Raw genomic sequence first — 18,366 nt, 5'->3', positions numbered from 1 at the left:
GTGTGAACGGGCCGACCGCCGTGCGGCCGTGAGGGGGCACCGGGTGAGCGCCGGTTTCGACAGCGGGGGAGCGACCCCCCGGCCGAGCTGGTCCCCTCCGCGCCCCATACCGCCGCCCCCGGGCACCGCCCCGCACACCTCCGCCCCGGCCCACTGGGCCGCCTCCGCCGCCCCCGGCCGGGCGTCCGCGCCGTGGGCCGCCGCGGGCCCCGCCGCGACCGGCGAGCCGGAGAGCGGGCTGCCCCAGGAGCTGTACGGCACGACCCCCGCGCCGACGCCCCCGTACCTGTGGCCCGCAGGCGAGCGGGGCCCCGTCGGCGTCGCCTACCCGGCCGGCCCCGTGCCGCCCCCGCCGCCCCCGGCCGTGCCCGGTGCGCCGCCCGTGCCCGGGCAACCCCCGGCCGCGGCCTGGTCGTCGCCCGTCCCGCCCTCCGCACCTCCGCCGCACCCTCCCCGGCCGCCGCACGCGCCCTCCTCGCACGCCGACCGGGCCCGGCCGCGTACCGCCGCCGCCGCGCTGTGCCTGGTGCTGGGCCTCGGCCTCCTCGGCGGCGCCGGCGCCGGGATGTGGATCAACCACGATCCGGCCGCGCCCACGCCCACGGCGGCGGAGGCGAGCAAGCGCGACTTCGCCCTCGCCCGCGGCCTGTGGCACAGCACGCCCGTCGACACGCTCTTCCCGCCCACCCTGCACGGCAAGGGCCTCGGCCCGGGCGGCGCCGAACGCACCTGGACGCGGATCGGCGTGGCGCCCGCCGGGAACTGCCAGGAGGCCTTCGACCCGCAGCTGGCCAAGGTGCTGCGCCCCGCGGGCTGCGTGAAGCTGCTGCGCGCCACGTACACCGACGCCACGTCGAGCGCCGTGACCACGGTCGGACTGCTCGTCACCAGGGCGGACGCCCCCGCGATGCGCGCTTTGCGCGACCGCTGGTCCGCCGAACGCCTGGGCTCCCGCGGGGATCTGATGCCCCGTCCGGTCGCCTTCCCGGGCACCGTCTCGGCCGGCTTCGGCGACCGCCAGCGCGCCAGCTGGACGGTCACGGTCGCCGCCGACCTCCCCGTCGTCGTGTACGCGGTGAGCGGTTTCGCCGACGACCGAGAGGTCGCGACCCCGCAGCCCGCCGCCTCGGCCGTCACCGCGGGCGCCACGGCCGCGCCCGCCCAGGCCGGACTCGGCCACGAGGCCGATGCCCTGGCCGACGCCGTCGAGAGCCGGGCCCGCCGTGCCGCGGGCTCGCTGACCGCCACCCCGACGGGAGGTTCCGGATGAGGCGACTGGCCACCGGGATGGCCGCCGCGGCCCTCGCCCTGCTGCCCGTCGTCCCGGCCCACGCCGACGCCGTACGCGACGCGGACTGGGCGCTGGACGCGCTGCACGCACAGGAGGCCTGGCAGCGCACGAAGGGCGAGGGCGTCACCGTCGCCGTCCTCGACACGGGCGTGGACGGCACCCACCCGGACCTGACCGGGCAGGTCCTCAAGGGCAAGGACATGGTCGGCTTCGGGGCCCGCCGCGGCGACAGCGCCTGGGCCCGGCACGGCACCGGCATGGCCGGGATCATCGCCGGTCACGGCCACGGCCCCGGCGGTTCGGACGGTGTGCTGGGCATCGCCCCGGAGGCCAGGATCCTGCCGGTGCGGGTGATCCTGGAGGACAAGGACCCGCAGCGGAAGAAGGCCCGCACCACGCGCGGCAGCGCCCTCGCCGACGGCATCCGGTGGGCCGCCGACCACGGCGCCGACGTCATCAACCTCTCCCTCGGCGACGACAGCCGCACCGCCCACCCCGAGGCGCAGGAGGACGACGCGATCCAGTACGCCCTCCGCAAGGGCGTGGTCGTCGTCGCCTCCTCGGGGAACGGCGGCGAGCAGGGCAACCGGGCCTCCTACCCCGCGGCGTACCCGGGCGTCATCGCGGTGGCCGCCGTCGACCGCTACGGCTCCCGTGCCGCCTTCTCCACCCGCCGCTGGTACGCGACGGTCGCCGCGCCCGGTGTCGACGTCGTGATCGCCGACCCCAACCGCCGTTACTACGAGGGCTGGGGCACCAGCACCGCCTCCGCCTACGTGTCGGGCACCGCCGCACTCGTCCGCTCCGCCTACCCCCGGCTCAGCCCCGCCCAGGTGAAGCGGCTGCTGGAGGAGTCGGCGCGGAACACCCCGGCGGAGGGCCGCGACGACGCCGTCGGGTACGGACTGGTCGACCCCGCGGCGGCGCTGAAGGCGGCGGCGAAGCTCAAGCCCGAGGGCGCCGTGCCGAGCGCCGCCCCCTACGCGCGCAAGTACTTCGGCGCCGGCCCCGACGCGGCGAAGGCGGCCGCGGCCGCCGACGGGGACGCCCTGGGCGACGGCGTCGCCGTGGCCTTCGCGATCGCCGGCACCGGACTGGTCGCGGCGGCCGCCCTGTTGTGGCTGCGGCCCCGGCTCACGTCGTCCCGGAACGGCCGGCGGCGCGGCTGAACGCGTCCACCGCCGCGCGCGCGGCCCGTTCCACCAGCGTGATGCCCGCGGCCTGGGTCGTGCTGCCGCGGGAGACCACGGCGACCAGGTAGGTCCGGCCGCCCGCCCGGACCCGCCCGATGCTGTTGATGTCCCACAGCCCGGTCGTACTCCGTTGCAGCCAGCCGTTCTTGACCTCGAACGAGCCGTCCGCCGCGGTCGGCACGCCCCAGGCCTGCGCGGCCGGGACGCGGCCCATCAGCCGCCGCACGTACGCGCGGGACGTCGCGTCGAGGGCGCCGTCGGTGCCGAACACCCGCTGCAGCAGGGTGAGCTGGTCGGCCGCCGTGGTCTGGGTCAGCCCCCACAGCAGCCCGCTGCCCGCCGTGGTCGAGGTGAGCCCGAGCCGGCGGTTGGCGGCGTCCAGCCCGGGGCCCCGGCCTATCGCCCGCCACAGCGCGGTGGCCGCGGCGTTGTCGCTGTTCTCGATCATCACCTCGGCCCGGGCCTCCTCCTGCTCCGTCAGGTCCCTTCCCGCGTCCTGCGCCTGGAGCAGCAACGCCGCCAGGATGTCGACCTTGACGATGCTCGCCGTGTCGTACAGCCCGTCCCCGTGCACCGCCCGGGCGCCCGAAGCGGTGTCCAGGACCGCCACGGAGCAGTGCGCCCGCGGGTCCCCCGACACGTCCCGCAGCGCCGTCTCCAGTACCTCGCTCCACACCACCTCGGGCTCCACTCTCGCCTTCACGATCGCCACGTTCGCCGCCGCCCCGCCGGTCCCTGCCGCGGTGAGCGCCGCCGTGCGCGGCGGCGACGCCGACCCGTACGTCACCGTGCCGAGCACGGCGCACGCCAGGAGGGCGGTCGCGGTCACACCGCGCACGATGCCGTGCGGGGCGCGGGGGACACGGGCAGTTGCGCCCGCACGGCCGGGACGCCGTGCGGCGGGTTCGTCGGAAGCCATGCCCACGGAAGCTAGGGACGGAAACTGCGCGATCCGTGAGAGGCGGATGAAGGGGGCGTAAGAAATCTCCGCCCGGCACCCCGGATACCCTCGGGAGGTGGCTCTCAAGAACATCCCCGACCCCGGTTTCGGCGACGACGACGGCACCGCCGACCCCCGGCTCGCGGCGGCGCTCGCCGCCTACGACGCCGACCCGTCCGCCGAACCCGAGGTGCTCGCCGCCCTCCCGGGCGCGCGCTTCCTGGTGCCGGTGGTGGCGCTGCTCGGGGAGGTCGAGGAGGGCCCCGGGGGGCTGCGCCGCGAGAAGACCAGCGACATGGCGGTGCCCACCATCCAGGCGGCCGACGGGCGCAGGGCGCTGCCGGCCTTCACCTCCACCGAGGCCCTCGCGCGCTGGCGGCCTGACGCGCGGCCGGTGGCCGTACCGCTGGGCCAGGCGCTGCAGGCGCTGGCGCACGAGAAGGCCGACACGCTGCTGATCGACATGGCCGGGCCCGTGCCGTACGTGCTGACCGGTGCCGCGCTGCGCGCGGTCGCCTCGGGCCGCGCGGGCGCGGACCCGCTGGCCGACCCGGCGGTCCGTGCGGCCCTGCGGGCCGCGGTGGGCGCCGCGCCGGAGGTGGTCCGCGCGCACCTGGTCCCCTCCGCCGGTTCCGACGGCACGCTGGGACTGGTCCTGGACCCGGGCGCCGACGTGCGTCAGGTCGCCCAACGCGTCTCGACGACGCTCGCGGCGGACGAGGTGCTCCGCGGCGCGCTCGTGCGCGGCATCGAACTGGCACTGCTCCCCGCCGACACCAGGCTGCCCGGCGAACCGCTCTTCACGCGCTGACGGCGCCGCCCCACCGGGGGCGACGCCGTCGTGAGCGCGGGGTGCGGGGCGCGGGTGCGGGGACTAGCCGTGGACGGGGCCGGTGAACTTCTCGCCCGGGCCCTCGCCCGGCGCGTCGGGGACGACGGACTCCTCGCGGAAGGCGAGCTGCAGCGACTTCAGGCCGTCCCGCAGCGGAGCGGCGTGGTAGGAACCGATCTCGGTCGCGCCGGCGGTGACCAGGCCGGCCAGCGCGGTGATCAGCTTGCGTGCCTCGTCGAGGTCCTTGTGCCGCTCGCCGTCCTCCGCGAGGCCGAGGTTCACCGCCGCCGCGCTCATCAGGTGCACCGCGACCGTGGTGATCACCTCGACCGCCGGGACGTCCGCGATGTCGCGGGTCAGCGTGTCGAAGTCGGGGCGGTCCGCAGAGGGGGACTCGTGCTGGGGGCTGGCGTCACTCATGCCTCACACGATAGGGCCACGTCGGCCGATTACGGTCTGCGGTCGGACGCTGGTATGCTTGACGATCGACCGGCTGGACACCCCGTGGACGTCATGGAAACGGAGCGTTCCAGCCCACAAGTGGAGGCTCCGATCTCCCACCTTGCCGACTCTTCAAGGGCGGCGGGTCACCGGTCAGGTGCCGTGTCCCCGAACGAGGACAGGGCGCCCGATGCGCCCCGCGGGGAATTCCGCGGCGGTGCTCCCGGTTGTTGGAGCATCCGCCTGTGACCCGTATGGGGCGTTTTTTGACGTCTCCTCACGGGCCGGACCAAGTTTCAGACGTTACGCGGCTGTCAATCCAGTCAGACGCGTGGTGCTACCGAGGAGGCCCCATCAGCGCCGAGCCCCGCATCAACGACCGGATTCGCGTCCCCGAGGTGCGACTCGTCGGTCCCAGTGGCGAGCAGGTCGGCATCGTGCCGCTTGCCAAGGCACTGGAGCTTGCGCAGGAGTACGACCTCGACCTGGTCGAGGTGGCGGCGACCGCGCGCCCGCCGGTCTGCAAGCTCATGGACTACGGCAAGTTCAAGTACGAGTCGGCCATGAAGGCCCGTGAAGCGCGCAAGAACCAGGCGCACACGGTCATCAAGGAGATGAAGCTCCGGCCGAAGATCGATCCGCACGACTATGACACCAAGAAGGGTCATGTCGTCCGGTTCCTCAAGCAGGGCGACAAGGTCAAGATCACGATCATGTTCCGCGGTCGTGAGCAGTCGCGCCCGGAACTGGGCTTCCGACTGCTGCAGCGGCTCGCCGACGACGTCCAGGACCTGGGCTTCGTGGAGTCCTCGCCGAAGCAGGACGGCCGCAACATGATCATGGTCCTCGGTCCGCACAAGAAGAAGACCGAGGCGATGGCCGAAGCCCGCGAGGCGCAGGCCGCCCGCAAGGCCGGTCGCCTGCCGAGGGACCCCGATGATCAGGAGCAGGAGTCGGAGGAGGAGCAGGAGCACGTGCAGGACGCTCCCGCCGACGCCAGCTGACGCCGTCTGACGGCGTTCGCCAGGACCCGGAGTTCCGCTCCGGGTAACGCAATGAAGGACTGACGCTCTCCGTCCGCTCCAGGGCGGACGGGAGGGCCAGCGACGAGGAGACTACGGCGCATGCCGAAGAACAAGACCCACAGCGGTGCGAGCAAGCGATTCAAGATCACCGGCTCCGGCAAGGTGATCCGCGAGCGCGCCGGCAAGCGCCACCTGCTTGAGCACAAGCCGTCGACGAAGACCCGTGCCCTCACCGGCACTGTCGTCCTGGCCAAGCCCGACGCCAAGAAGATCAAGAAGCTTCTCGGCAAGTGACGGCACGCCCCCTTCGACCAGGGGGCGCGATGTTGGACCGGGACCCATTCGTTTTCGGGCCGTGTGAGCACCCCCACGGTCCCTTAGAAGGAGTTATCTAGTGGCACGCGTCAAGCGGGCAGTCAACGCCCAGAAGAAGCGCCGGGCGATCCTCGAGCAGGCCAGCGGTTACCGCGGCCAGCGTTCCCGCCTGTACCGCAAGGCGAAGGAGCAGGTCACCCACTCCCTCGTCTACAACTACAACGACCGCAAGAAGCGCAAGGGCGACTTCCGTCAGCTGTGGATCCAGCGCATCAACGCCGCTGCCCGCGCCAACGGCATCACCTACAACCGCTTCATCCAGGGTCTGAAGGCCGCCAACGTCGAGGTCGACCGCAAGATCCTCGCCGAGCTGGCCGTGAACGACGCCAACGCGTTCGCCGCGCTGGTCGAGGTGGCCCAGAAGGCCCTGCCGAGTGACGTCAACGCCCCCAAGGCGGCCTGACCCACGCTCTTCCGGACCCGCAGGCCGTGTGCCTGCGGGTCCGTGCTGCGTCCCGGAGCGCCGCGCCGCGCGTCCGGCCGGACCCGACCGAAGTGAGTGCACCCCCATGCCCGGCCCCGAGCTGACCTCCCTGCGATCCCCCCGCGTCGTCGCCGCGCGGCGGCTGGCCAAGCGCAGCTTCCGCGGCAAGGAGCGGCGCTTCCTCGCCGAGGGTCCGCAGGCCGTGCGCGAGGCCATGGCGCACCTGGTCGAGGTCTACGTCACGCCCGAGGCCGCCGCCCGGCACGAGGGGATCGTCGCCGCGGCCCACGCCGCCCGGGTGCCCGTGTTCACCGCGACCGACGAGGTCGTCGCGGAGATGTCGGACACCGTCACCCCGCAGGGGATCATCGGCCTGTGCCGCTTCCTGGACACCCCGTTCGAGGAGATCCTGCGCGCCCGGCCCAAGCTCGTCGCCGTCCTGGCCCACGTGCGCGACCCCGGCAACGCCGGCACCGTGCTGCGCTGCGCGGACGCCGCCGGGGCGGAGGCGGTCGTCCTCACCGACGCCTCCGTCGACCTGTACAACCCCAAGGCCGTACGGGCCTCCGTCGGCAGCCTCTTCCACCTGCCGGTCGCCGTCGGCGTCCCCATGGAGACGGTGGTCGACGGCCTGCGCGGGGCGGGCGTCCGGCTGCTCGCCGCCGACGGCGCGGGGGAGCGCGACCTGGACGCCGAACTGGACGAGGCCACGATGGGCGGCCCCACGGCCTGGATCTTCGGCAACGAGGCCTGGGGTCTGCCGGAGGAGACCCGCGCACTCGCGGACGAAGTGGTGCGCGTCCCCATCCACGGCCGCGCCGAGAGCCTCAACCTCGCCACGGCCGCCGCCGTGTGCCTCTACGCCTCCGCCCGCGCGCAGCGTGCTCCCGGAGGGTGCCGCACCGTAACAATGAGCTAGTAATGTGACGCCCTCGGGGACCGCCTTGGAGAGGGGGTTACGGGGATGGACGTCAGGACGACCGGCGGCACGCCGCCGAGCGCGCCGGAGGGCTGGCCGACTGTCCTGACCGAACTCGGCATCACGCCCGACGAACTCCCGGACGGCCTCGTCGTCGCCGACGAGCACGGACTCGTCCTCTGCTTCAACGCCGCCGCCGCCCGGATCACCGCGCTCGACCCCGCCGAGGTCCTCGGCCGCCCCATCGAGCAGGCGCTGCCCCTGGAGGACCTGGACGGACGCCGCTGGTGGCAGCTCACCGACCCGTACGCGGGCCTGGCCACCCGCACCGGGCAGCCCGAGCGCAACCTGCTGCTCCCCGGCGGACGCGAGGTGCTGGTCTCCGCCAGGTACGTCCGCGACCACCCCACCGGTCCGGTGCGCCGCCTGGTCGTCGCGCTGCGCGGCACCGAGGCGCGGCGGCGCACCGAGCGCAGCCACGCCGAACTGATCGCCACCGTCGCGCACGAGCTGCGCTCCCCGCTCACCTCCGTCAAGGGCTTCACCGCCACCCTGCTGGCGAAGTGGGAACGCTTCACCGAGGACCAGAAGAAGCTCATGCTGGAGACCGTCCACGCCGACGCCAACCGCGTCACCCGGCTGATCGCCGAGCTGCTCGACATCTCCCGCATCGACTCCGGCCGACTGGAGGTGCGCCGCCAGCCGGTCGACATCGCCGCCGCGGTGCGGCGCCACGTGGACGCCCTCGTCGCCGCCGGACAGCCCGCGGACCGCTTCGCCGTACGGGTGACCAAGTCGCTGCCGTCGCTGTGGGCCGACCCCGACAAGGTCGACCAGATCCTGGGGAACCTGCTGGAAAACGCCGTGCGCCACGGCGAGGGAACTGTCACCATTGACGTAGCACCTTCGTCGTCACCGCGCGAGCGCGGATGGTCCGGAACGGCAGTGACCGTGAGCGACGAGGGCCCCGGCATCCCGGAGGAGTCCATGAACCGCGTCTTCACCCGCTTCTGGCGGGGCAGCAAGCGCGGCGGCACGGGCCTGGGCCTCTACATCGTCAAGGGCATCGTCGAGGCCCACGGCGGCACCATCATCGTGGGCCGCGCGCCCGGCAAGGGCGCCCAGTTCCGATTTATCCTGCCCGTCGGGGCGCCGGCCTTCATGGCCTGAGCAAGCGTGGTATTCCACCGGCCCCGACGGGCGTGACCAGCCTTTCCCCGTGGCCCCGATAGACTCGACCCTTGGCATTCAGCGGTCGGGCAGGCAGGTCGGCCACGCCATCACCCACATCGGAACGGGAAGAAATGTCGGCACCGAACAAGTCGTACGACCCTGTCGAGGTCGAGGCACTGAAACCGGAAGAGATCGAGCGCCGGCGCGACGAGGCGCTCGCCGCGATCGCGGAGGCCGCCGACCTTGACGCGCTGCGCGAGGTCAAGGTCGCCCACACCGGGGACCGCTCGCCGCTCGCCCTGGCCAACCGTGAGATCGGCGCACTGCCGCCGCACGCCAAGGCGGACGCGGGCAAGCGCGTCGGCCAGGCCCGCGGCACGGTCAACCAGGCGCTCAAGGCCCGCCAGGAGGTACTGGAGAGCGAGCGCGACGAGCGTGTGCTGGTCGAGGAGGCGGTGGACGTCACCCTGCCGTACGACCGTGCCCCGCGCGGCGCCCGGCACCCGCTGACCACGCTCTCCGAGCGCATCGAGGACGTCTTCGTGGCCATGGGCTACGAGGTGGCCGAGGGCCCCGAGGTCGAGGCCGAGTGGTTCAACTTCGACGCCCTCAACATCTGGGCGGACCACCCGGCCCGCACCATGCAGGACACGTTCTTCGTCGAGGGCGACAAGCCCGCGGGCTCCGGCCCGGAGGAGAGCGGCGTCGTGCTGCGCACCCACACCTCCCCGGTGCAGATCCGCTCCCTGCTCGACCGCGAGCCGCCGGTCTACGTGATCTGCCCCGGCCGGGTCTACCGCTCCGACGAGCTGGACGCCACCCACACCCCGGTGTTCAACCAGGTCGAGCTGCTCGCCGTCGACGAGGGCCTGACCATGGCCGACCTCAAGGGCACCCTGGACCACATGGTCCAGTCGCTCTTCGGCGAGGACATCACCACCCGGCTCCGCCCGAACTACTTCCCCTTCACCGAGCCGTCCGCCGAGATGGACATGGTCTGCTACGTCTGCCGCGGCGAGTCCGTCGGCAACCCGGACCGTCCCTGCCGCACCTGCGGCAGCGAGGGCTGGATCGAGCTCGGCGGCTGCGGCATGGTCAACCCCCGGGTGCTCACCGCCTGCGGCGTCGACCCGGAGAAGTACAGCGGCTTCGCCTTCGGCTTCGGCATCGAGCGCATGCTGATGTTCCGTCACAACGTCGAGGACATGCGAGACATCGTCGAGGGTGACGTGCGCTTCACCCTTCCGTTCGGGATGGAGATCTGATGCGGGTCCCGCTTTCTTGGCTGCGGGAGTACGTCGACCTGCCCGCCGGCGAGTCCGGCCGCGACGTCCAGGCCAAGCTCATTTCCGCCGGCCTCGAGGTCGAGACCGTCGAGCAGCTCGGCGCCGGGCTCAAGGGCCCGCTGGTCGTCGGCAAGGTGCTCACCATCGAGGAGCTGAGCGGCTTCAAGAAGCCGATCCGCTTCTGCACCGTCGACGTCGGCACCGCGAACGGCACCGGCGAGCCCCAGGAGATCGTCTGCGGCGCGAGCAACTTCGCCGTCGGCGACAAGGTCGTCGTCATCCTCCCCGGTGGCGTGCTGCCCGGTAACTTCGAGATCTCCGCGCGCAAGACCTACGGCCGCAACTCGCACGGCATGATCTGCTCCGCCCGCGAGCTCGGCATGGGCGACGACCACGACGGCATCATCGTGCTGCCGCCGGAGCACGAGGCCGGCACCGACGCCATAGAGCTCCTGGAGCTCGTCGACGAGGTGCTGGACATCGCGGTCACCCCGGACCGCGGCTACTGCCTGTCCCTGCGCGGCGTCGCCCGCGAGGCCGCCATCGCCTACGGTCTGCCGCTGCGCGACCCGGCGCTGCTCGACGTGCCCGGCCCGAACTCCTACGGCTACGAGGTGCGGGTCGCCGACCCGGTCGGCTGCGACCGCTTCACCGCGCGCACCGTCACCGGGCTCGACCCGGAGGCCGGCTCGCCGATCTGGCTGCAGCGCAGGCTGCAGAAGGCCGGCATGCGCCCGATCTCGCTCGCCGTGGACGTCACCAACTACGTGATGCTGGAGCTCGGCCAGCCCCTGCACGCGTACGACCGGCACCGCATCGAGGGCGCCATCGGCGTCCGCCGGGCCCAGCCGGGCGAGAAGCTGACCACGCTCGACGGCCAGGTCCGCGTCCTGGACGCCGAGGACCTGGTGATCACCGACAACCGCGGGCCGATCGGCCTGGCCGGGGTCATGGGCGGCGCCAACACCGAGATCGACGACACCGGCGCCTCGACGACCGACGTCGTCATCGAGGCGGCGCACTTCGACCCGGTCGCCATCGCCCGCACCGCGCGCCGCCACAAGCTGTCCTCCGAGGCGTCCAAGCGCTTCGAGCGCGGCGTGGACCCGCAGGCCGCGGCCGCCGCCGCGCAGCGCACCGTCGACCTGCTGGTGCTGCTCGCGGGCGGCACCGCCGAGGCGGGCGTCACCGAGGTCATCGCGCCCTCGGCGCCGCACACCCTCACCATCCCCGCCGACCACCCGGACAAGGTGGCGGGCATGGCGTACGGCCGCGAGACCGTGGTGCGCCGGCTGCAGCAGGTCGGCTGCGACGTCTACGGCGCCGACGAGCTGATCGTCACCGTGCCGTCGTGGCGGCCCGACCTGCGCGACCCCAACGACCTCGCCGAGGAGGTCATCCGGCTGGAGGGCTACGAGAACCTGCCCTCCACCCTGCCGAACCTGCCCTCCGGCCGCGGACTGACGGAGTCGCAGAAGCTGCGCCGCCGGGTCGGCCGGGCCCTCGCCGGGGCCGGCTACGTCGAGGTGCAGAACTACCCGTTCCTCGGCGAGGCCGTCTTCGACCAGCTCGGTCTCGACGCGGACGACCCGCGCCGCATCACCGTCAAGCTGGCCAACCCGCTGTCGGACGAGGAGCCCGCGCTCCGCACGTCCATGCTCCCCGGCCTGCTCGGCGCGCTGCGCCGCAACGTCGGGCGCGGCGCGCACGACCTCGCGCTCTTCGAGACCGGCCTGGTCTTCCGCCCCAGCGGTGAGGAGCCCGCGCCGCCGCGGCTGCCGGTCGACCGGCGCCCGACCGACGCCGAGATCGCCGCGCTGGACGCCGCCCTGCCGCGGCAGCCGCGGCGCGTCGCCGTCGTCCTGGCCGGAGCCCGTGAGCAGGCCGGCTGGTGGGGCGCGGGCCGTCCCGCGGGGTCGGCCGACGCGATCGAGGCGGGCCGGATCGTCGCCCGCGAGGCCGGGGTCGAGCTGATCGTCCGCCAGGACCGGCAGGCACCCTTCCACCCGGGCCGCTGCGCCGCACTCCTCGCGGTCGTCGACGGCGAGGAGGTGCTGGTCGGCAACGCCGGCGAGCTGCACCCGCGGGTGATCAAGGCGCTGCACCTGCCGGAGCGCACCTCCGCCATGGAACTCGACCTCGACCGTCTGGAGCGGGCCGCCGGCGGCCCGGTCGTCGCGCCCCGTGTGTCCACCTTCCCGGTGGCCACCCAGGACGTCGCCCTGGTCGTGGACGCCTCCGTCCCGGCCGCCGAGGTGGAGGGCGCCCTGCGCTCCGGCGCCGGCGAACTGCTCGAATCGCTGCGGCTGTTCGACATCTTCACCGGTGAGCAGATCGGCGCGGGCAAGAAGTCGCTGGCCTACAGCCTGCGCTTCCGCGCCCCGGACCGTACGCTCACCGCGGAGGAGGCCTCCGCGGCCCGTGACGCCGCCGTCGCCGCCGCGGCGGAGAACACGGGAGCGGCCCTGCGCGGCGCCTGAGGCGCACGCATGCGGGTCCCTGTGGGGCGCCCCCGGTCCGCCGGGTGCGCCCCACCGGCGTTCCCGCCGGTCACGTAGCCCGATCGGGTGAAATGGCTCCACTGGGTATCCGGTTCGTCGCGCCGAGTCGCCACAATCGATCGCGAACCAGGGCCCACTCGACGCGGGGGCTGTGTCGTCGCCGACCGCGTCAACGGCTTCAGGGGGAGCCCCGAGGCATGATCCGACCCAGGGCAGTGGGCCGCCCGAACGGCAACAGGGCGCGGGGGCTCGCGCTCCTGTCGCTGCCGGGGCTGTGGGTGGCCGCGGTGCTGGGCCTGGTCTACGCGGTGCCCGGGGGAGTCCAGTGGGTGCCCGCCGTGGTCGCGGCCCCCGTGATCGCCTGCGCCGGGACGGGACGCCGCCGCTGCGTCCTGGCCAGCGGCGCGCTCGCCGTGGCGGCCGTCGCGGTGCCGGACACCGGGCAACGGCTCGGCACCGAGGTCGCCGTCCTCGCCGTCCTGGCCGTCTGCTTCCTGCTCGTCGACCGCAGGGCCCGGCTCGCCGCCGAGCTCGACCGCACCCGGGAGATCGCCCTCGCGGCCCAGCAGGTGCTGCTGCCCCCGCTGCCGCAGCACGTCGACGGCCTCGCGGTGGCCGGCGACCACCTCTCGGCCAGCCGCGGTGCCCGCGTCGGCGGCGACCTGTACGAGGTGCTCGCCACGCCCCACGGCGTGCGCGCGGTCATCGGCGACGTGCGCGGCCACGGTCTCGAGGCCATCGGCACCGTCGCCGCGCTGCTGGGCAGCTTCCGGGAGGCCGCGCACGACGAGCCGGAGCTCGCCGGCGTGCTCCGGCGCCTGGACCGGGCGCTCCACCGGCACCTGCGGGGGCGTTCGCACGCCGCCGAGGAGTTCGTGACCCTGATGCTGCTCGAACTGGGCGAGGACTGCGACGTCCAGGTCATCAACTGCGGCCATCCGCAGCCGTACCTGCTCCGCCCCGGCCGCCCCGGGCACCTGCGCGCCCACCCGCTGGATTCCGGCGAACCGTTCCCGCCGCTCGGTCTGTTCGACCCCGGTCCCGGCACGAAAGCCGTCCCGTGCGGTGAACTCCTCCCCGGCCAGGCGCTGTTCCTGCACACCGACGGCGTGATGGACGCCCGGGACGCCGCCGGGGAGTTCTTCCCCCTGCTGCCGGCCCTGGAGGGGGCCGCCCAGGCGGCCGCCCGCGGCGGCGCGTTGTGCGCGCGGTCCCTGGTCGACGGGGTGCGGGCATCGTTCCTGCGGCATACGCGGGGGCGGCTCACCGACGACATGGCGCTGCTCGTGCTCCACCGGGACGCCACCGGGGTGCCCGCCCAGACGGCCGCCGCCCCCACCGCAACCGGCGTTCCCGGAGTGCCGCGCCCTTGATCCGGCCCAATCCTTGGTAAACCTGGGTCGATCCCCGAGCGAAACGCCCATTGCTCGTATACCGGCCAGAACGAGGAGAGGGGCAGGCATGGCAACCTCCACCGTCACCGGAGCCGAACTGTCCACGCCCACGGGAGAACTGATCGCCGTGGTCGGCCCCCCCGGGCCGCAGCGCTCGGCGCTGCAGCTCGCCCTCAACAGCGCACCCTGGAGCCGGGGTCCCTCCGTCACGACGACCGTCATCAGCCGCGGCGCGTGGAGCGAGCTGCGGCGCGTGGCGGCCGCGGGAATCACGGTCGTCGCGGCGTGCGACAGCGCGGTGGCCGCGGATGCGGGGGCGCACCGTGTGGTGCTTCTGCCTCATCCCGATGGGGTTGCCTGACCCCGTGTCGCCGTGTGCGGCTCGTCTGCGCCCCGGGGTGCCCCTTGCGGCCTGTCGTTCGGGTGCGGGTCGTTTGCGCCTGCGGCGGGCATCCCCCGCCCGCCCTCCCGCCCTCCCCCAGCCTTCGGCCGGGGGGACCCCCATCCAGCGCGGTCAGTGACCGCCTCGCGCGGTCGTTGTGGGGTCGGTGCCGCGCCGGCGTACGCCCCCAGCCTTCGGCCCGGGGGGACCCCCACCTCGGCGCTCGCGGCGTTGTTCCACATCATCCGGCACCGCGCCCACCGCTCGTCTCCCCCAGCCTTCGGCCGGGGGGACCCCATGGGCGCACCCCGCCACACCCCCTCCAGTCGTGTAGGCGACTAACGGCCGGACGGGGTCAGAGGGCGGTCCGGGGTCGCCACAAGTGCCCTACTCACCCCCACCGGCCGTCAGTCGCCCCAACACACGGGAGGGGGTGTGGCGGAGTGCGCCCGGAAGCGACGAGCGGCGGACCCGGCGCCGAACACTGCAGGGATAAACCGCGAGCGCTGTGGGGGTCCCCCCGGCCGAAGGCTGGGGGAGGGCGGGCGGCGGGAGAACCGCCCGCCGCAGGCGCAACGGAGCCGCACACGACAACCGGCCGCAAGGGGCGACATGGGGCAACCCGGAGGGCGACGTGACTGCGGCCATTGACAAGGCAGTTGGGCAAACGTTGTCATGAGCATATGCCGTCCCTGATCGGGCGTCGGGAGATCCTCGACCATGCCCGGACACAGCTGACCGCCGGTCCGGGTGTACTGCTCCACGGAGCGGCCGGGATCGGCAAGTCCGCCCTGCTCGCGGCGCTGACCGACGAGGTCCCGCCGGGAGGCTCCGTGCTGCGGGCGGTGCCCGTCGAGGAGGACGCCAAGCTGCCCTTCGTGGCGCTGATGGACCTCTTCGCCCGTGTGCCGGAGGAGTACGTCGACGGGCTGACCGCGGGGCCCCGGGCCGCGCTGCGGGCGGCGCTGCTGCGGGGGCACGAGCCGGTCGCGACGCAGAGCCGGCTGGGGGTGCGCGACGCGGCCGTCGAGCTGCTGCGGGCGCTCGCGGCGGCCGGTCCGGTGCTGATCGTCGTCGACGACCTGCAGTGGCTCGACGTGCCCAGCGCGGAGGTCCTGTCGCTCGCGCTGCGGCGGCTCCCGCCGGGCGAGGGCGTGCGCTTCCTGGCAGCCGAGCGGGTCGTGGAGGGCGAGGAGCCGCCCGGGTTGCGGTGCTGCCCGCCGGGCACCACGGCGCTGCTCGTGCCTCCGCTGTCCGACGGCGACGTGGCGGAGCTGCTGCTGGACGACACCGGGGCGGAGCTGCCCGAGCGCGCCGTGCGGGCCGTCCAGGACACGGCCGCGGGCAATCCGCTGTACGCCCTCGAACTCGGCCGCGCGCTGCTGCGCGACGGCACGCCCTTCGAGGCCGGGGACGTGCTGTCCGTGCCGCCGCGGCTGCGCGACCTGCTGCTGGACCGGGTGCGGCTGCTGCCCGCCTCCGCCCGGCAGACGTTGCTGGTCGCCAGCGCCGCGGCCCGCCCCACGCTGCCGCTGCTCGGTGCCGCGGGGATCCCGGACCCGGAGGGCGACCTGGGCACCGCGGAGAGCCTGGGGGTCGCCGCGGCCGACGCCGAAGGAACGATTCGCTTCCAGCACCCGCTGATCCGGGCCGCCGTGTACACCGACGCCCCCGAGCACGGCCGGCGCACCGCGCACAAGCTGCTGTCCCGCGTGGTCCCCGAGCCCGTGGAACAGGCGCGGCACCTGGCTCTGGCCCACCCGCACGCCGACGAGGCCACCGCGGCCACGCTCACCGCCGCCGCCGGGTCCGCGCGCCGCCGCGGCGCCCCCGCCACCGCCGCGGAACTGGCCGCCCTGGCGGTCCGCCGTACCCCCGAGGACCGCCCGGCCGAGCGCGCCGACCGGCTGCTGGCCGCGGCCGAGTACGCCAGCGACGCCGGGCTGCGGGGGGACGCCGACCGGGCCGCGGAGACCGTGCTCGCCGAGGCCGCCTCCACCCGGCAGCGGGTACTGGCCCGGCTGATCATGCTCGGCAACGCCGGTCAGGCGCTCGGCGCCGCGGGCCGCCTCATCTCGGACGGCCTGGTGGAGGCCGAGGGGCATCCCGAGCTGGAGGCCCGGCTGCACCACTGGGCCGCCCTGCGGCACCTCATCGGCGGGCGGCCCGCGCAGGCCTCCGCCCACGCCCGCCGGGCCGCCGACATCGCGGTCCAGGCGGGCGCCGTCGACACCCGCGTGGCCGCCCTGGCGCTGCTCGCCCGGCTGCACGCGCTGCACGGCGAGGCGGCCGCCGCCGAGGCGGCGCTGGGCGAGGCGTTGGGTCTCCCGGTGGCGCCCGACGGGCCCGGCGCCCGCGAACTGGTGCGCACCCGCGCGATCCTGGCCGCCGACGCCGACCGCATCACCGAGGCGGAGGGCGAGGTGGCCGGTCTCCTGGGCAGGACCGGCGAGTACGCCTCGGTCGAGGAGACCGCGGCCACGCTGGTGGCGCTGATCCGCATCCAAGTGCGGTCCGGACGCTGCCGCGAGGCACTGGACAACGTCGCCCGCTGCGCCGTGCTCCCCGTCAGGGCCGGCAGCGACTCACCGCCGGTGCTGTACGCCGCCGCGCTCGCCGAGACCGCCGGGGGGCGCCTGGAGCGCGCGTTGGAGCTCGCCGACCGCACCATCCGGGCCTGCATGACCGACGGGGACCAGCTCTTCCTGCTGCGGGCCCTGGGCGTCCGCGGCCGGGCGCAACTGCTGGCCGGTGGGCGGGAGAACACCGCGGCGGCCGTCGAGACCCTGCGGCAGGTGCGCAGGCTGGGGGAGACGATGGGCATCGCCGACCCGGTGATGCTGCGCTGGTACGGGGATCTGGCCGAGGCGACCGTCATCCTCGGCGACACGGACTGCGCCGCCGAGATCCTGCGCGCCGCGCGCCGCCGCGCCGGGGCCCGGCCCTCCGCCAGCGTGCAGTCCGCCCTGGACCGCGCCGAGGGGCTGCGCGACTGCGTGCTGGGCCGTTCCAAGCGGGGCGTCACCCGCATCCAGGCCGCCGCCGACCGGCTGCGCGGCCGTTCGCTCCCCATCGACCTCGCCCGCACGCTGATCGTGCTGGGCGCCGCCGAGCGCCGTCCGCGGCGGGCGTCGGCGGCCCGGGGCGCCCTGGTCGAGGCCCTGGAGATCAGCTCCGCGGTCGGCGCCGCCCCGGTCGAGTCCCGGGCCAGGGCGGAACTGGCCCGGCTCGACGCGCGGCGGGAGACGACGGCGCGGACGCCGAACTACACGTAGTCGTAGAAGCCGTGGCCGCTCTTGCGGCCCAGCCGGCCCGCGTCGACCATGCGCTGGAGCAGCGGGGGAGCGGCGTACAGCGGCTCCTTGAACTCCTCGTACATCGAGTCGGCGACCGAGGCCACGGTGTCCAGCCCGATCAGGTCGGAGAGCTTGAGCGGGCCCATCGGGTGGGCACAGCCCATCTCCATGCCGTTGTCGATGTCCTCACGGCTGGCGATGCCGGTCTCGAACATCCGGATCGACGACAGCAGGTACGGGATGAGCAGCGCGTTGACCACGAAGCCCGCGCGGTCCTGGGCCCGGATCGGGTGCTTGCCCAGTATGTCGGTGACGAGCTTCTCGGCGCGCACCAGCGTCTGGCCGTCGGTGGTGAGGGCGGGGATCAGCTCGACGAGCTTCTGCACCGGCGCCGGGTTGAAGAAGTGGATGCCGAGGACCTGCTCCGGGCGGGAGGTCGCCACGGCGAGCTTCACCAGCGGGATGGAGGAGGTGTTCGAGGCCAGGATCGCGTCGCGGCGGGTCACCACCTGGTCGAGCACCTGGAAGATCTCGGTCTTGACCTGCTCGTTCTCGACGACGGCCTCGATGACGAGGTCGCGGTCGGCGAAGTCGCCCAGGTCGGTGGTGAAGGAGAGGCGCTCGAGCGCGGCGTCGCGCTCCTCCTCGGTGATCTTGCCGCGTTCCGCAGCCTTCTGCAGCGAGCTCGTCAGCCGCGTCCGGCCCAGCTCCAGGGCCTCGCCGGTGGTCTCCGCCACCCGGACCTCCAGTCCGGCCCGGGCGCACACCTCGGCGATACCCGCGCCCATCTGGCCACAGCCCACCACACCGACATAACGGATGTCGTCGTTCAACGCCCAGCCTCTCCCTGATCGCGAGATGGAGACCCGGACCGTCGTGAGGTCCGGACCAGCC

The 18,366-nt window shown here is 74.2% G+C and carries 16 protein-coding genes; 13 read left to right on the top strand and 3 right to left on the bottom strand.

The window, feature by feature from the left end; genetic code table 11:
* Positions 1–43: 43 nt before the first annotated feature.
* Positions 44–1,270, top strand: a complete 1,227-nt coding sequence (locus AC1VWI_RS11610; protein WP_499510894.1) for a hypothetical protein — start codon at positions 44–46, stop codon at positions 1,268–1,270.
* On the top strand, positions 1,267–2,460 hold the full coding sequence (gene mycP / locus AC1VWI_RS11605) for a type VII secretion-associated serine protease mycosin (RefSeq protein ID WP_499510893.1): 1,194 nt from the start codon (positions 1,267–1,269) through the stop codon (positions 2,458–2,460). Before AC1VWI_RS11610 ends, mycP begins: the two co-directional genes overlap by 4 nt.
* Here the strand turns inward: mycP and AC1VWI_RS11600 are convergent.
* Positions 2,426–3,313 carry a serine hydrolase gene (locus tag AC1VWI_RS11600; RefSeq protein ID WP_499510892.1) on the bottom strand — a complete coding sequence of 296 codons (888 nt, stop codon included), beginning with the start codon at positions 3,311–3,313 and terminating at the stop codon, positions 2,426–2,428. The genes mycP and AC1VWI_RS11600 overlap by 35 nt on opposite strands.
* A 187-nt stretch (positions 3,314–3,500) precedes the next feature.
* On the opposite strand from AC1VWI_RS11600, the gene AC1VWI_RS11595 reads away from it, so the two are divergent.
* Entirely contained in the window at positions 3,501–4,235 is a 735-nt protein-coding gene (locus AC1VWI_RS11595) for an SseB family protein (RefSeq protein ID WP_499510891.1), read from the top strand.
* Positions 4,236–4,298: 63 nt separating this feature from the next.
* On the opposite strand, the gene AC1VWI_RS11590 is transcribed toward AC1VWI_RS11595, so the two are convergent.
* Positions 4,299–4,676: a DUF1844 domain-containing protein gene (locus AC1VWI_RS11590; protein WP_431960495.1), complete on the bottom strand. Its 378-nt coding sequence runs from the start codon at positions 4,674–4,676 to the stop codon at positions 4,299–4,301.
* 338 nt (positions 4,677–5,014) lie between these two features.
* On the opposite strand from AC1VWI_RS11590, the gene infC reads away from it, so the two are divergent.
* The 10 genes from infC (at position 5,015) to AC1VWI_RS11540 (ending at position 17,451) form a co-directional block, all read left to right on the top strand.
* Complete coding sequence (gene infC / locus AC1VWI_RS11585; RefSeq protein WP_499516776.1) at positions 5,015–5,701, top strand: translation initiation factor IF-3; 687 nt, start codon at positions 5,015–5,017, stop codon at positions 5,699–5,701.
* Positions 5,702–5,821: 120 nt separating this feature from the next.
* Entirely contained in the window at positions 5,822–6,016 is a 195-nt protein-coding gene (rpmI, locus tag AC1VWI_RS11580) for a 50S ribosomal protein L35 (protein WP_018564306.1), read from the top strand.
* Between the two features lie 100 nt (positions 6,017–6,116).
* The gene (gene rplT, locus AC1VWI_RS11575) at positions 6,117–6,500 is read left to right on the top strand and encodes a 50S ribosomal protein L20 (RefSeq protein ID WP_018564305.1); all 384 of its coding nucleotides are present in this window, start codon (positions 6,117–6,119) and stop codon (positions 6,498–6,500) included.
* A gap of 106 nt (positions 6,501–6,606) precedes the next feature.
* The gene (locus AC1VWI_RS11570; RefSeq protein WP_499510890.1) at positions 6,607–7,440 is read left to right on the top strand and encodes a TrmH family RNA methyltransferase; all 834 of its coding nucleotides are present in this window, start codon (positions 6,607–6,609) and stop codon (positions 7,438–7,440) included.
* A gap of 45 nt (positions 7,441–7,485) precedes the next feature.
* On the top strand, positions 7,486–8,610 hold the full coding sequence (locus AC1VWI_RS11565) for a sensor histidine kinase (protein ID WP_499510889.1): 1,125 nt from the start codon (positions 7,486–7,488) through the stop codon (positions 8,608–8,610).
* Positions 8,611–8,744: 134 nt separating this feature from the next.
* Complete coding sequence (gene pheS / locus AC1VWI_RS11560) at positions 8,745–9,878, top strand: phenylalanine--tRNA ligase subunit alpha (protein ID WP_499510888.1); 1,134 nt, start codon at positions 8,745–8,747, stop codon at positions 9,876–9,878.
* Positions 9,878–12,379 (top strand): phenylalanine--tRNA ligase subunit beta, encoded by a 2,502-nt coding sequence (gene pheT, locus AC1VWI_RS11555; protein WP_499510887.1) that lies wholly within the window; start codon positions 9,878–9,880, stop codon positions 12,377–12,379. The genes pheS and pheT overlap by 1 nt, the downstream gene beginning before the upstream one ends.
* Positions 12,380–12,597: 218 nt before the next feature.
* Entirely contained in the window at positions 12,598–13,773 is a 1,176-nt protein-coding gene (locus tag AC1VWI_RS11550; protein WP_499510886.1) for a PP2C family protein-serine/threonine phosphatase, read from the top strand.
* Between the two features lie 88 nt (positions 13,774–13,861).
* The gene (locus AC1VWI_RS11545; RefSeq protein WP_499510885.1) at positions 13,862–14,155 is read left to right on the top strand and encodes a hypothetical protein; all 294 of its coding nucleotides are present in this window, start codon (positions 13,862–13,864) and stop codon (positions 14,153–14,155) included.
* 704 nt (positions 14,156–14,859) lie between these two features.
* Entirely contained in the window at positions 14,860–17,451 is a 2,592-nt protein-coding gene (locus AC1VWI_RS11540) for an AAA family ATPase (RefSeq protein ID WP_499510884.1), read from the top strand.
* Here AC1VWI_RS11540 and AC1VWI_RS11535 read toward each other — a convergent pair.
* Entirely contained in the window at positions 17,442–18,305 is an 864-nt protein-coding gene (locus AC1VWI_RS11535; RefSeq protein WP_499510883.1) for a 3-hydroxybutyryl-CoA dehydrogenase, read from the bottom strand. The two genes, AC1VWI_RS11540 and AC1VWI_RS11535, sit on opposite strands and share 10 nt — an antisense overlap.
* Between the last annotated feature and the right edge of the window lie 61 nt (positions 18,306–18,366).

The organism is Streptomyces sp. TOM-9 (assembly GCF_056858595.1).
This window is presented reverse-complemented; position numbering and strand designations above follow the sequence as displayed.

Bases quoted from the DNA above. Each gene is read 5' to 3' on its own strand.
- AC1VWI_RS11565 (WP_499510889.1), top strand. From the start codon at position 7,486: ATGGACGTCAGGACGACCGGCGGCACGCCGCCGAGCGCGCCGGAGGGC.
- AC1VWI_RS11550 (WP_499510886.1), top strand. From the start codon at position 12,598: ATGATCCGACCCAGGGCAGTGGGCCGCCCGAACGGCAACAGGGCGCGG.
- pheS (WP_499510888.1), top strand. From the start codon at position 8,745: ATGTCGGCACCGAACAAGTCGTACGACCCTGTCGAGGTCGAGGCACTG.
- AC1VWI_RS11590 (WP_431960495.1), bottom strand. From the start codon at position 4,676: ATGAGTGACGCCAGCCCCCAGCACGAGTCCCCCTCTGCGGACCGCCCC.
- AC1VWI_RS11570 (WP_499510890.1), top strand. From the start codon at position 6,607: ATGCCCGGCCCCGAGCTGACCTCCCTGCGATCCCCCCGCGTCGTCGCC.
- AC1VWI_RS11540 (WP_499510884.1), top strand. From the start codon at position 14,860: ATGCCGTCCCTGATCGGGCGTCGGGAGATCCTCGACCATGCCCGGACA.
- AC1VWI_RS11545 (WP_499510885.1), top strand. From the start codon at position 13,862: ATGGCAACCTCCACCGTCACCGGAGCCGAACTGTCCACGCCCACGGGA.
- rpmI (WP_018564306.1), top strand. From the start codon at position 5,822: ATGCCGAAGAACAAGACCCACAGCGGTGCGAGCAAGCGATTCAAGATC.
- pheT (WP_499510887.1), top strand. From the start codon at position 9,878: ATGCGGGTCCCGCTTTCTTGGCTGCGGGAGTACGTCGACCTGCCCGCC.
- mycP (WP_499510893.1), top strand. From the start codon at position 1,267: ATGAGGCGACTGGCCACCGGGATGGCCGCCGCGGCCCTCGCCCTGCTG.